Genomic DNA, 13,662 nt, shown 5'->3' with positions numbered 1-13,662 from the left:
TCCTTTTCATTCGGTAGAAAAGAGTATAAAGCAAAGTGGCTTGTTGTGTGGCGTTAGGCCATGGCGCTGCCGCGGTCGAAGGCGAGGAGGCGGCGGTAGCGCTCGCTTGTGCGCTCCAGCTCGGCGGGCGCGCCGGACAGTTCCAGCAGGCCGTCTTCCACGAAGACCACCTGGTCCATGTTCGCCACGCCTTGCAGGTGGTGTGTGATCATGATGAGCGTTTTACCTGCGGCGTTGCGGAAGATGGTGTCCAAAAGGGCACGTTCGGTGGCGGGGTCGAGGCCCACCGTGGGCTCGTCAAGCAGGATGACGGGCGTGTCTTGCAGCAGTACGCGCGCGAGTGCGATGCGGTGACGCTCGCCGCCGGAGAAGCGCAGGCCCGCTTCGTCTACGAGGGTGTCAAGCTCGTCAGGCAAGCGATCAACCAGGGGTTTTAGCCCCACCTGGTCAAGTACAGTGCGGATGTGTTCGTCGGTGGCGCCGGGATTGCCCACGCGCAGGTTCTCGCGCAGGGTCATGTTGAAGAGGTAGGTTTGCTGCTGGATGACGCCAATGTGTGCGGCCATGGCGTCGCCGAAGCTGCTGGCGTCCGTGCCGTTCAAGGTGACGCGCCCGGAGGTGGGCGCGAGGTCGCCGCGGATAAGCGAGGCGAGCGTGCTCTTGCCCGACCCACTGCATCCGAGCACGGCAAGCTTTTGACCTGCGGGAATGTGCAGACTCACGCCACGCAGTACGTCGCGGGTGGTGCCGGGGTAGCAAAAGGTCACGTTGTCGATGCGCAGGTCGACGGGGCCTGCGGGGGAGGTGGGGGCGGGGGAAGTGGGGCTACCAGGCGCCGCCATCGCGCCTTCCCCTTCGCTCTCTTCTTCCGGCAATTCATTCAGTCGGCGAATCGAGTCGCGGTAAACGTTCGTTTCCGTGGCCGCCGCTGGCAGGGGCGCGAAAGCGTCGATGAGCGGGAAAAAGCCCAGCACAAAGGCCGCAATCCAGTTCGCGGACTCGCCGGGCGCGCCGCCGAAGTAGCCGCCGGCCCACGCAAGCAGCAACACCGCCGCCGCGCCAAACACGGCCGTGGATGCCACATCGCGCCAGCGCGCGAAGCGGTTGAGCGAGCGGTCGAGGGCGCGCAGGGCGTCCTGCGAAGCGCGGTAGCGGTCGAGGTAATCCTGCCCGCGACCAGCGAAAATCCAGTCCGAAGCACCCAGTACGTTGTCGGTCAGCTCGCCGTACAAATTGTTCTTCAGCGCCTTGCGCCGCTCGATGCGCGCGCGGTTCGCCAGCACCGACACTAGCGGCACCAAGAACACCTCCACGCCCAGCACTAGCGCCAAAACGAGTGCGAACCAGGGCGAGAACAGGCCCAACACCACAATACCCAGCGCATAGACCAGAAGCGCCACCGCCACGGGGAACACCGTGCGCAAATACAGGTTCTGCAAATGCCCGATGTCCTCGGCCAGAAGTCCCAGGATGTCGCCCGTGCGGTGGCTGCGACGGAAGAATACAGCGTCGCGCTCCAGCGTGGCATACAGCTTCAGCCGCAGGCTTGAGGTCATGCGGAGCACCCAGTCGTGGCTGGTCAGGCGCTCAAGGTACTGCAGGATGGGCTTGCCAATGCCGAAGATGCGCACGAAAATGGTGGGCGCGTGAATCATGAGAATGCTTGCCGGCAGGGCAGCCGCCGCACTAATAAGGTAGCCCGAGGTTACCATGAGGCCGCTCGCGAACGCGAACGTGGCTACACCCAGCACCAGCGCCAATGCGAGCGCCTTGCGGTAGCGCTTGAAAAACGGCCTGACCCAGCGGTCGGTTTCGCGCTTGTTCTGGCTCATGCCGCGCCTCCTTCCAACCGCGCGGCAAGGCGCGCGAAGGCTCCCTGCGACGCGCGCAGTTCTTCCGGCGTTCCGCATTCAGCCACGCGCCCGTTCTCCATGACCACCACCAGATCCATGTTGTCAATCCAGTGTAGGCGGTGCGTGGCGAAGAACACGAGTCGGCCTTCCATCAGGGGCAACATGCGCTCCTTGAGTTCTTGTTCAGTCTCTATGTCCAGGTGAGCGGTGGGTTCGTCGAACAGCAGCACGCGCCGCGAGCGGTCGAGTAGCGCGCGGGCGAGTGCGATGCGTTGCGCCTGGCCGCCTGAGAGCGGCCGCGCCCCTTCGCCAATGCGCGTGTTAAGGCCTTCGGGCAACTCATCAACCAGCGCTTGCAGGCCTACCGTTTCCACGGCGTGCGCGATGTCTTCGTCGGAGGCGTCGGGCGTGTAAAAGGCCAGGTTATCGCGCAGGCTGGCGTGGAAGAGGTAGGGGTCCTGCGGGATGTAGACCACCTGGCGCTGCCATGCGGTCAGACGCAGGCTGCCCACGTCCTCGCCGTTGATGAGCACGCGCCCCTCATCAGGCGCGCAAAACCCGCCGAGCAGGTTCACGAGCGTGCTCTTCCCCGAACCGCTGGCACCGATGATGCCCACCTTCTGAAAGCCGTGCGCTTCCAGCGTGATGCCGTCGAGTGCCGTGAAGTCCGGGTAGGAGAAGGTGACGCTGTCAAGCGCCAGGCTGGCGTCTTCGCTCCAGGGGCGAACGGGGCGCTCATCAGGCGCATTGTCGGCCGTGGCGATGAGGGCTTGCAGCGAGATGAGCGCGTTTTTGCCGTCGAGCGAGGCGTGGTAGTCGGCTGCGAATTCGCGGATGGGGCGGAAGTATTCGGGCGCAATCACGAGCAGTGCCAGTGCGGGAAACAGCACCACCGAGCCATCTATCAGGCGCATTCCCAGCATAAACGCCACCGCCGCCACCGAGAGCGTGGCGAACAGGTCAAGCACGAGGCTGGAGAGGTTCGCCACCTTAAGCGTTTTCATGGTGGCCTCGCGGAAGCGCTCGCTCACCTCGAAAATGCTGGTGCCGTAGCGCTTGCTGATGCCGAACAGTTTCAGCGTGTCGATGCCGCGTAGCGTGTCGATGAAGTGGTTCGACATAATTTGGAACGTGCGGTGCTGCCGCGACGCCTTTTCCTTCGCCGTGTGGCCCATGATGATCATATATAAGATGATGAACGGGAAGGCCACAAACATAATGAGGCCCGACACCCAGTCAAGCGCCACCGCGGCCACCAGCAGAATGAGGGGGATTACGCCGATGCCGATGATTTTTGGCAGGATGAGCTTGAAGTAGGTTTCCACCTGGTCGACGCCCTCCAGTACGGCGGCGGTCACACTGCCGGTGCCATGCGTGCGCACGAGCCCGGCGTTCGTGGCGAAAATTTTGCGGAGCAGCTCCTGGCGCAGGGTGTCTGCTTGCGCGGCGGCATAGCGGTCGAGCAGGGCCGACTGTGCCGTGAGCACACCTTGGCGTCCAACGAAGCACACGAAGAAGATGGCGACGAGGGGGAGTTGGGCCACAACCTGCCCTCCCAGCCAGAGGTCGGTGAGGGCGGAGGCGAGCGCCCATGATTGCCCGAGCACCGCGCACGCTTGCAGCGCCGCGAGAACCGCGAGCAGCCCGAGGATGCCTTTGATCCCCGGAAGCGCGAAGATGGACTTGTCGATCATCTGCTTCCCCTTGCCATGTGAAGCGCGGGCGCGGCGCGCGGGTGAGTGGTTTCGTGGCAGCTAGTATAGCCCAGTCCGTGCGGTGTGCCGTGGTTGCGCTCCGGTAAATGTTACTTGCATAGTAGCATAAAAGAGACGGGTGGGGAAGATGGGGAAGGGATGGCGCGTGACGTGCTACCATGGTCGCCGACTGAAAGGAGGGCGCGATGCCGCTTGTGCATTTGGAGGGGACAGACCACCCGCATCTTGCGGTGTACTCGGGAGTGACCGACGCGCAGCTGCGCGAGAGTCCCGAGTACGCGAATGGCCTGTTCATAGGCGAGTCAGCCAAGGTGATTGACCGCGCACTGGCCGCGGGCGTGCGCCCGGTGTCGCTGTTTTTGGAAGAGAAGTGGCTTGCGCAGACGGGTCCGCTTATCGAGGGCTTGCTGGCGGATGACCCGGAGATTCCCGTGCTGGTGGCCACGCGTGAGCAGTTCCACGCCGTGACGGGCTACGAGGTGACGCGCGGCGCGCTGGCAGCCCTTGAACGGCCGCCGCTACCAAGCGTGGCTGACCTGTTGGTGGGCGCGCGCCGCGTAGCCGTGCTTGAGGATATTACGAACTATACCAACATAGGCGCGGCGTTTCGTTCGGCCGCGGCACTGGGGATTGATGCGGTGCTGGTCACGCCCTCGTGTCACGACCCGCTCTATCGCCGCGCGGCGCGCGTGTCCATGGGTACGGTGTTCCAGGTGCCGTGGACGCGCATCGGCTACGAGCGCGATTGGGCGCGCGAGGGTGTGCCGCTATTGCGTTCGCTCGGGTTCGCCACCGCCGCGCTTGCACTGGCCGATGATGCGCTGCCCCTCCACGACCCGCGGCTGCGTGCCTGTGAGAAGCTTGCGCTGGTGCTGGGCACCGAAGGTGACGGCCTTGCTGCTTCCACGGTTGCTGCCTGCGACTACGTCGTGCGTATCCCCATGGACCACGACGTCGATTCCTTAAACGTAGCCGCTGCGAGCGCCGTTGCCTTCTGGGAGCTGCGCACGAAGTGGCGCTAGCGGGTCGCGCAGTGCGGCATGGCGCGGCGTGGCATGCCGCCCCGACACCTCGGCATCCCTTACAAATCCAGCTCTGCGATGATGGCCTTCAGCGTGTCGGCGCTGGCGTGCAGGCGCGCGAGTTCGTCGTCCGAGAGCGGGGCGGGTACCTGGTATTCGATGCCATCCTTGCCCACGACGGCGGGCATGGAAAGTACCACATCGTGCAGGCCGTGGATGCCGTGCTGGTAGTTCGACACGGGCAGGATGGGCTTCTCGTCGCGCACGATGGCTTCGCAGATGCGCTTCACGGCCATGGCAATGCCGAAGTAGGTGGCCTTCTTTTTCGCGATGATTTCGTAGGCGCTGTTTTTTACGTCCTCAGCGATGCGCTGCATGGATTCCTCGTGCTCGAAGTGGCCGCGCAGTTCGCAGAAGTCGTTCACGGGGATGCCGGAGACGTTTGCCGTGCTCCAAACCGCAATTTCGCTGTCGCCGTGCTCGCCGATGATGCGCGCATGTACGTTGCGCGGATCCACGCCGAGGTGCTCGCCAAGGATGTACTTGAAGCGCGCGGAGTCGAGCACCGTGCCCGAGCCGATGACGCGGTTCTCCGGCAGGTCTGAGAGTTTCAGTGCCACGTAGGTGAGGATGTCCACCGGGTTCGACACCACCAGCAGGATGCCGCCGAAGTCGCGCTGTGCTATTTCGGGAATGATGGACTTGAAGATGCGTACGTTTTTGTGCACGAGGTCAAGCCGCGTTTCGCCCGGCTGCTGGTTTGCGCCCGCCGTCACAATGATGAGGACCGCATCCGCCGCGTCGTCGTAGCTACCTGCGTAGATGTTCATGGGACTGGCAAACGGCATGCCATGAGCGATATCAAGCGCTTCGCCCTCAGCGCGGTCGCGGTCAACATCCACCAGCACCATCTCAGTGAACAACCCACTCTGCATCAGCGCAAACGCCGTAGCCGATCCCACAAACCCACATCCAACAATAGCAACTTTTCTCTCATTAACTGATAAGCTCATAGAAAACCCCTCTCCACCCAAGTAGTAGAGGTCGAACCTACCCCAACCCGAGGAGCCCGTCAAGCGATGCAAGCGTTACCCGCACAAACAACGAAAGGCCCCGAAGGGCCTTTCGTTTTGAGTCAAAGGTGCCGCCTCCGCGGCGCCCTCCGAAGAGGGCAGATAAGGCTGAGCCTTTATTTTGACTCGCAGTGACATCTTGACTGGTATCAAGATGTACTCCATTCTAACAGGAACGTTGAGAAAGGGGAATATATGAATCTGCGCAACGTTGGGTCGTATTACATTGGTCTGGATATTGGAACCGCATCGGTGGGGTGGGCAGCAATCGATGACCAGGGAGATATCTGTCGCTTCAAAGGTAAACCTACCTGGGGAAGTCGGGTGTTTACCGAGGCGAGCCCCGCCGCCGAAACGCGCGTGCATCGCGGTCAGCGGCGTCGTTATGATCGGCGTCGCCAACGACTCGACTTGTTGCAAGGATTCTTCGCAGAGGAAATGGCGAATGTGGACCCGGAGTTTTTTATCCGCTTGAACCAAGCGCGTCTCTTGCCGGAAGATCGCGACCCCAACCATTCCAACTATCATCACCCTCTCTTTAACGACAGTGATTTTGCCGAAGCAGATTATTATCGGAAGTTCCCCACGATCTATCATCTGCGCAAGAAGCTGATCGAGTCGGACGAAAAAGCCGACATTCGGCTCGTGTATCTAGCGCTTCATAACATCGTGAAGCATCGCGGTAATTTCCTGTATCAGGACAACCCAAAGCTGAGCGCAACGAATGCCAACATGAAAGATGCAGCCGAAAAACTCTGCCAGGCACTAGAGGACTGGTGTGAAAACAACGACATCCAGTGTGCCTGCAATGCAGAAGCGCTTGCAAAGGCGCTGGGCGATGCATCCTTGCGTCCAGCCGAGAAGCGCGATCAGGCGGAAGCCGCGCTGGGTGTCGAAAAGGAGTACAAGAAACTGGCGAAAGCGGTTTCGGGCGCAGTGGTTGGATACACGGTTGACTTCGCGCATATCATGTTCGCTGAATCGGAGGCCAGCAAGTTTGCGCTTTCAAACGACGAGAAGGTTGAAGGCTACGCCTGCCCTGATGAGGGGCGTGACCTCTTTGAAGCGTTGCGCGCGGTATATTCCTCCTACGTGCTCATGGGTATTCTCAGTGAAGCGCAAGGAGAGATGCTGTCGTTTTGCAAGGTGAAGGAGTACGAACGCTATCACAGCGATCTTAAAACGCTCAAAGACCTCGTGCGTACCTATGGACCCGAATGCTATGACGAATTCTTCCGCGGGCCTTTCTATGAAGGAACCCATGACTATGACGCGAGCAAAGCCCAGGGTTACACCAAGTACAACCTGGGCACCAGTAAACTCTCCCACGAAGATTTCCTCAAGGAAGTGCGAAAGCTGCTTGAGCGCATCGGTGCCCAAGCGGACGAGCGTTATGCGGCTGTTCAGCGTGCGATTGACGCGGGTACATTCCTTCGCCGTCTCAAGACGAGTGACAACGGAACCATTCCCTATCAGCTTCATCTGGAAGAGATGAATGCCATCATCGAGCGGCAGGCAGCGTATTATTCTTTCCTTGCACAGGAGAAGGATAAACTTAATTCCTTGGTGACCTTTCGCATTCCATATTATGTGGGACCCCTTACGTTGAAAAATGCTGCGCGGGATGCACAGGATGCTACACGCTTTGCATGGTCGTCCCGATTGCCTGGTAAGGAGAATGAGCGCATCTACCCCTGGAACTGGGAAGAGGTCATCGATAAGGACCAAAGCGCTGAGGACTTCATCCGTCGTATGACCGGGACATGCACCTATTTGAAGGGCGAGCCGGTGCTAGCTCGTCGCTCGCTGACGTATGAGTTGTTTTGCGTTCTCAATGAGCTGAATGGGGCGCGTTATACTCAGGATGGAGACAAGAGCTACCGCTTCGATGCGGCGGATCGACTGGGCATTTTGGAAGACTTGTTCATGAGGCGAAAGCGTGTTACCTATGAGATGGTGGAGAAGTGGCTGGCGCAAAAGCATGGACCAGAAGGTGGCAAGTCGGCTGGGGGAGCTTACCACGTTTCAGGGGGTCAGGGAGAGGATGCGTTTGAGTCGCAACTTTCTTCTCACTTTGATTTTTGTAAGATTCTTGAGGTCGATGAACTGTCAGACGCTGATAGCGCTATGGCGGAAGACATTATTCTTTGGAATACGGTCTTTGAAGATCGTTCTATTTTGAAGCGCAAAATTAAACGTGTGTATGGGGAGCGCCTGAGTGATGCGCAGATTCGCAAGCTGTGCCAGAAGCGTTATACCGGGTGGGGGCGGCTTTCGAATGCGCTTTTGTGTGGATTGAGAAGTGATACCGACAATGGTCCTAAAACCATTATGGATATTTTGCTGGAAGGCGACCCGAACCATGCCAGGCGCATGGGGGCGGCCATGAACCTCATGGAAATACTGAGCGACGACGTGTTGGCGTTTAAGTCGAAAATCGACGAGCGCAATCTTGCCCGCGCGCTTGACGCGAGCAGTGGGTCGCTTGATGAGGTGACGGGGTCTCCGGCATTGCGTCGCGGTATCAATCAGGCTCTTCGAATTGTGGACGAGATTGTGCACCTTGCTGGAAAAGAACCCGCATGCATCTTCCTTGAGGTGACCCGCGACGAAAGCGCGCGCAACAAGGGTCGGCGAACCACAAGTCGATATAAGGCCTTGGGGGCGGCGCTTTCCAGCTTAAAGAGTCAGTACGCCGATGTGTACACTGAACTGAAAGACCGGGATCCGCGCGACCTCAATAATGAGCGATTGACCCTCTACTTCATGCAGTGCGGCAAATGCATGTACTCGGGAAAACCACTGGACATCAATAGCTTGCACTTGTATCAGGTGGATCATATTTTGCCGCAGTCTTATATCAAGGACGACAGTTTTGAAAATAAGGTGCTGGTGTATGCGGAAGAAAACCAACGCAAGCTCGATACGCTTTTGCTTGATCAGCACCTTATCAGTCGCATGCGCGGTTTCTGGCGTACGTTGCGCGACGCAGGGCTTATCGGCGAGAAGAAGTTCAACAATCTGACGCGCACAACGGTGAGCGACGAGCTTTTGAAAAAGTTTATCAATCGCCAACTTGTCGAGACGGGGCAGGTTGTCAAGCAGGTGCAGCAGCTTTTGCAGGTTCGCTATCCTGACGCCGAGGTACTGCCGGTCAAGGCAGGCATGTCTCACCAATTGCGAGAGGAATGTGGGTTAGCAAAGAGTCGTACGATCAATGATTTCCACCATGCACATGATGCCTATTTGGCTAGTCAGATAGGGCGATTCATTCGGTATCGCCATGGCGATGTGTACGCAGAGCCAGTGAAGATGGCGGCGGTGGTGAAGCGCTTCATTAAGCGGCAAGCCGAAGTATTCCGCAAGACGCGCGAATTGCCCGGATCGGCAGGATTTATTGTGTCGAGTTTCCTTACTCCAGGGTTCGACGTGGAAACGGGTGAGATATTCCGCGATGCATGGGATGCTGGTGCTGAGGTTGACCGTATCAGGCGCTGTTTCGACTACAAAGACTGCTTCATTTCGCATATGCCTGAGGAAACGCACGGGGCTTTTTGGGATGAGACCATATACTCGCCAAAAGCGGCAGGCAAAACGTTGAACCTCCCCTTGAAGAAAGGTCTTGACCCGCAGAAATATGGAAGTTACTCACGTGAGCAATTCGCCTACTTCTTCGTCTATGAAGCTTTGAAGCCGAAGAAGAATCAGCGTGTGCTTGAATTTGCGCCGGTTCCCGTGCGGGTTGCGTCTGCGCTTGCAAGCGATCCTCAGGCGTTGGAGACGTATGCGCGCGAGTTGGCGGAAGAGAGCGGCCTTGTGTTTCAGCGCATTCGTCGGCGTAAGGTGTACAAGTATCAGCAGATTATCCTTGGCGACTCTCGGCTCTATATCACGGGGAAAAAGGAAGTGCGCAATGCCCAGCAGCTGGCTTTCTCTCAGGAGGAAACCGAGTTGATTTGTCGCATTGAAGCTGGTGCTGCTTGTTCGGAGGATGAGCTGCTTGACTTATTCAGGTCAATTCAGGGGAAGTATGCGCATTATGCGCCTCGCTTGTTGCAGCAAATGCAAGTGATGAACCTGGAAGAGCCTTTCCGGAAGGCGAGCGAGGCTGATCGGCGTCGTGTATTGCTTTCGCTTGTGTCCATTGCTGGTGCACACGTGAATATGATTGATCTGTCGGCGGTTGGTGGTTCCAAATACGCAGGGTGTATGAACGTCACTTTCTCGAAGGAACTTTCTTCAGGCTCGATATACTTCGTGGACTCGTCGGTCACGGGAATGCTGGAAAGGCGGTATGAGATTGGCCTTTAGGACGGTGTTCATCGAGAGTCAATGCCGCTGCAGCTATCAAGGCGGTTACTTGGTGGTGCGCAAAACAGATGACACTGCGAAGATTCATTTGTCCGAAATATCTTCCATCATTCTGCAAAATACACAGGTGTATCTCAGTGCCTATCTGCTTTCTGAGCTGGCAAAATGCAAGATATCGCTCGTGGTGGCTGACGAAAAGTGCAACCCTATTGGGCAGTATCTTCCGCTCTATGGTGCACACAATGCAAGCAAACGCGTACAGGAGCAGCTGTCGTGGGGTGAGCCTATCAAAAAGCGGGTATGGCAGCACGTTGTGAAAGAGAAGATACGCCAACAGGCACGCGTGCTTGAGGAGAATGATCAGGCGGATGCGGCAAAGGCTTTGTATGTATGTAGGGATGAGGTGAAGTCGGGGGACACGACAAACCGGGAGGCGCATGCCGCGCGACAGTATTTTGCTGCGCTTTTCGGTCATGACTTTACTCGTGATGACAATGTTCCTACAAATGCCGCCCTGAATTACGGCTATGCCGTTCTGCTTTCTATGGTGAACCGGGAAATAGTTTCCCGAGGCTATTTGACGCAGTGCGGTATATGCCATCGGAGCGAATATAACCAGTTCAACTTCTCGTGCGACTTGATGGAGCCCTTTCGTCCTGTGGTTGATGGGCTCGTGTACAAATATGCTCAGGAGGTGTTCGACAAGGAAGTACGGCGCTTGTTGGGCGATTTGGGGAACCGTGTCGTGGCGTACAAAGGAGGTTCGTATCGCTTGCATTCGGTGGTGTCGTTGTATGTGCAAGACTGTCTTGCGGCCCTTAATAAAACTATGGTAGTGGCCGAGATTGAGGGCTTCGAGCAGTTATGAGCGTTCAAGAGAGGGTGCGGTTCATGAGGGTGTTCGTGTTTTTCGACTTGCCAGTTGATACGGCGGTGCAGCGAAAAGAATACCGCTTATTCCGCAAGCACCTCATCAAAGAGGGATTCCTTATGCTACAGGAATCAGTCTACGCCAAATTAGTGGTGAACGATGCGCAAGCTGGCGCGAGTATTAGCCGCCTGCGCCAGCATCGCCCACCATACGGATTGGTGCAAGTGCTCAAAGTAACCGAGAAGCAATTTGCGGCCATGGAGTTCATAACGGGCGAGCGGGAATCGTATGCCGAGGTGGATACCCTAGAGGGGTTCGTGGTGCTATGAACTTGTCATTGTCGGGTTTTTCTGAATCGCTTGCACTGGAGCGCGATGCGGTTTCGGTAGTGGAGATTCACAATCGCACGCTGTTTGCTCGCGTGTGCCAGTCTTTCTTTTCTGAGCTTGATGAAGCGGCGGTGGAGCCGTACGCACTGTGGGAAGGAGAGGAACGCCGTAGTTCGAGGAATTACTTCCTTTTTGTTTTCAATCCGTTTGAACTTCCATGGACGGAGCGAGCATTATTTGGCGAGGTTCTCGAACGGGTTGAGAACATGTTTCTGTCTGAGGATAAAGAGCGCCAGGAAATCGAGACCATGGGGCGAGCTTTATCAGATCGGGTTGCATCATTGGGTTTGCGCCTTAAATCAGATTATGCTTTTGAAGTACAATGGGATATGCGGAAGTATCTGAAGGCGTTCGATTTTGGCGTTGATATTGATCCTTCCGACTCGCTCCTTGACAACCTGATAAAGTTTTTGAAGTTTGCGTCTGATGCAGCATTCGCCAAGCAACTCGTTTTCGTGAATCTGAAGCAATTTTTAGAGGAAAACGAGCTGCAAGAGTTTTATCGGCAAGCAGTTTTTTCTGAATTGAAGGTGCTGTTGCTGGAGAATGTTCCTGATGATACAAGCTATGAGTATGAAAGAAAAATGTGTATTGACAAGGACTTTCTTCAATCATGAAGAGAGCCAGCCAGTCCGTTGTCTGTTCTTCCGCAGAAAGAATTTTGCCCCAACGGTTTTGGAGCAGTGACAAACTGACTGGTAGTCAAACACGTCTATGCGCTGTCAACGCTCAATTTCGTTTTGGAGCAGTGACAAACTGACTGGTAGTCAAACAGAAAGCATGCTTACGCTGCAAGAAATTGCGTTTTGGAGCAGTGACAAACTGACTGGTAGTCAAACGAAGGTCTGGGCCGCGGCTGATTCAGTGCAGTTTTGGAGCAGTGACAAACTGACTGGTAGTCAAACCCGTAACTGCATCGTTGGCATCCGCGATGGTTTTGGAGCAGTGACAAACTGACTGGTAGTCAAACTATACGCGAGGGTATTTACTACGTTAATAGGTTTTGGAGCAGTGACAAACTGACTGGTAGTCAAACATAGCCTGTATGCGCGGCGAGCGGTGGTAGTTTTGGAGCAGTGACAAACTGACTGGTAGTCAAACGGGCCGCAGACTTCGAGGCCACGACCAGCGTTTTGGAGCAGTGACAAACTGACTGGTAGTCAAACTTACCCCGATCAGCTGGCCGACTGAATCCGTTTTGGAGCAGTGACAAACTGACTGGTAGTCAAACGCCTGTATGCGCGGCGAGCGCTTGTGGCAGGTTTTGGAGCAGTGACAAACTGACTGGTAGTCAAACCAGTGCATGCTGCTCGATCAGGACTTCTAGTTTTGGAGCAGTGACAAACTGACTGGTAGTCAAACTTATTCTGCATCCCGTATGCGCAACGCTATGTTTTGGAGCAGTGACAAACTGACTGGTAGTCAAACGACTATCAGCAGCTTACCCCGCGCACGGCGGTTTTGGAGCAGTGACAAACTGACTGGTAGTCAAACACAGTTGCCGGAAGTTCCCGTGCCGTGCTGTTTTGGAGCAGTGACAAACTGACTGGTAGTCAAACAGCTGGAGTCAATGTACGAAAGAAATAAGGGTTTTGGAGCAGTGACAAACTGACTGGTAGTCAAACGTGTAGCGAAACTGGCCCACGAGCGTATCGTTTTGGAGCAGTGACAAACTGACTGGTAGTCAAACCCACTTCACAGACATTTCTTGATCGCCGTGGTTTTGGAGCAGTGACAAACTGACTGGTAGTCAAACTCCCCCAGTGGGGAGGTAAACACACGCCACGTTTTGGAGCAGTGACAAACTGACTGGTAGTCAAACTGAGATACGTTTCGGCCATTTTCCAGTAGGGTTTTGGAGCAGTGACAAACTGACTGGTAGTCAAACAACCTCACGCAGGTGAAAAAATCTCTTGCGGTTTTGGAGCAGTGACAAACTGACTGGTAGTCAAACGACAGCGACGAGTACGACCAGCAGCAGGCTGTTTTGGAGCAGTGACAAACTGACTGGTAGTCAAACCCTGCGCGTCGTGGACGATTGCCTCTAGGTGTTTTGGAGCAGTGACAAACTGACTGGTAGTCAAACGCTATACTATTCACATACACAAACACAATGTTTTGGAGCAGTGACAAACTGACTGGTAGTCAAACTCGTGGAAGTTCGCAATCCGCTTGGAAGATGTTTTGGAGCAGTGACAAACTGACTGGTAGTCAAACTGCTATACTATTCACAACAACAAACACCACGTTTTGGAGCAGTGACAAACTGACTGGTAGTCAAACGAGCCAGACGCCAAACGTCCAACCCTGACAGTTTTGGAGCAGTGACAAACTGACTGGTAGTCAAACATGTTCTGAAACCACACCGCAACATCTGTAGTTTTGGAGCAGTGACAAACTGACTGGTAGTCAAACCGAACACCGCGAG

8 protein-coding genes and 1 CRISPR repeat array (1 of these 9 only partly in view) are annotated in these 13,662 nt (G+C 56.1%); of the genes, 5 read left to right on the top strand and 3 right to left on the bottom strand.

Going from position 1 to position 13,662, the window contains the following annotated elements:
• Positions 1 to 53 precede the first annotated feature (53 nt).
• Together cydC and cydD are read right to left on the bottom strand one after the other, a co-directional pair.
• Entirely contained in the window at positions 54 to 1,832 is a 1,779-nt protein-coding gene (gene cydC / locus QNJ86_RS08190; RefSeq protein ID WP_283832121.1) for a thiol reductant ABC exporter subunit CydC, read from the bottom strand.
• Positions 1,829 to 3,547, bottom strand: a complete 1,719-nt coding sequence (gene cydD, locus QNJ86_RS08185; RefSeq protein ID WP_283832120.1) for a thiol reductant ABC exporter subunit CydD — start codon at positions 3,545 to 3,547, stop codon at positions 1,829 to 1,831. Before cydD ends, cydC begins: the two co-directional genes overlap by 4 nt.
• A 206-nt stretch (positions 3,548 to 3,753) precedes the next feature.
• On the opposite strand from cydD, the gene QNJ86_RS08180 reads away from it, so the two are divergent.
• Entirely contained in the window at positions 3,754 to 4,590 is an 837-nt protein-coding gene (locus tag QNJ86_RS08180; RefSeq protein WP_283832119.1) for a TrmH family RNA methyltransferase, read from the top strand.
• Positions 4,591 to 4,649: 59 nt separating this feature from the next.
• Here QNJ86_RS08180 and QNJ86_RS08175 read toward each other — a convergent pair whose 3' ends face one another.
• Positions 4,650 to 5,603 (bottom strand): L-lactate dehydrogenase, encoded by a 954-nt coding sequence (locus tag QNJ86_RS08175; protein WP_283832118.1) that lies wholly within the window; start codon positions 5,601 to 5,603, stop codon positions 4,650 to 4,652.
• A 255-nt stretch (positions 5,604 to 5,858) separates the two neighbouring features.
• On the opposite strand from QNJ86_RS08175, the gene cas9 reads away from it, so the two are divergent.
• From cas9 to csn2, 4 genes are read left to right on the top strand one after another with little or no spacing between them, the layout of a single operon-like run.
• Positions 5,859 to 9,974 carry a type II CRISPR RNA-guided endonuclease Cas9 gene (cas9, locus tag QNJ86_RS08170; protein ID WP_283832117.1) on the top strand — a complete coding sequence of 1,372 codons (4,116 nt, stop codon included), beginning with the start codon at positions 5,859 to 5,861 and terminating at the stop codon, positions 9,972 to 9,974.
• Positions 9,958 to 10,842 carry a type II CRISPR-associated endonuclease Cas1 gene (gene cas1, locus QNJ86_RS08165; protein WP_283832116.1) on the top strand — a complete coding sequence of 295 codons (885 nt, stop codon included), beginning with the start codon at positions 9,958 to 9,960 and terminating at the stop codon, positions 10,840 to 10,842. The genes cas9 and cas1 overlap by 17 nt, the downstream gene beginning before the upstream one ends.
• Before the next feature lie 23 nt (positions 10,843 to 10,865).
• On the top strand, positions 10,866 to 11,174 hold the full coding sequence (gene cas2, locus QNJ86_RS08160) for a CRISPR-associated endonuclease Cas2 (protein WP_283832115.1): 309 nt from the start codon (positions 10,866 to 10,868) through the stop codon (positions 11,172 to 11,174).
• On the top strand, positions 11,171 to 11,851 hold the full coding sequence (gene csn2, locus QNJ86_RS08155) for a type II-A CRISPR-associated protein Csn2 (RefSeq protein ID WP_283832114.1): 681 nt from the start codon (positions 11,171 to 11,173) through the stop codon (positions 11,849 to 11,851). The genes cas2 and csn2 overlap by 4 nt, the downstream gene beginning before the upstream one ends.
• A gap of 55 nt (positions 11,852 to 11,906) precedes the next feature.
• Positions 11,907 to 13,662: a CRISPR direct-repeat array (repeat unit 36 nt; unit sequence GTTTTGGAGCAGTGACAAACTGACTGGTAGTCAAAC) (it continues 696 nt past the right edge of the window).

Source organism: Gordonibacter faecis, assembly GCF_030077735.1.
Classification (GTDB): domain Bacteria; phylum Actinomycetota; class Coriobacteriia; order Coriobacteriales; family Eggerthellaceae; genus Gordonibacter; species Gordonibacter faecis.
Note: the sequence above shows the minus strand (reverse complement) of the source record. Positions and strands in the feature narration are given on the sequence as shown.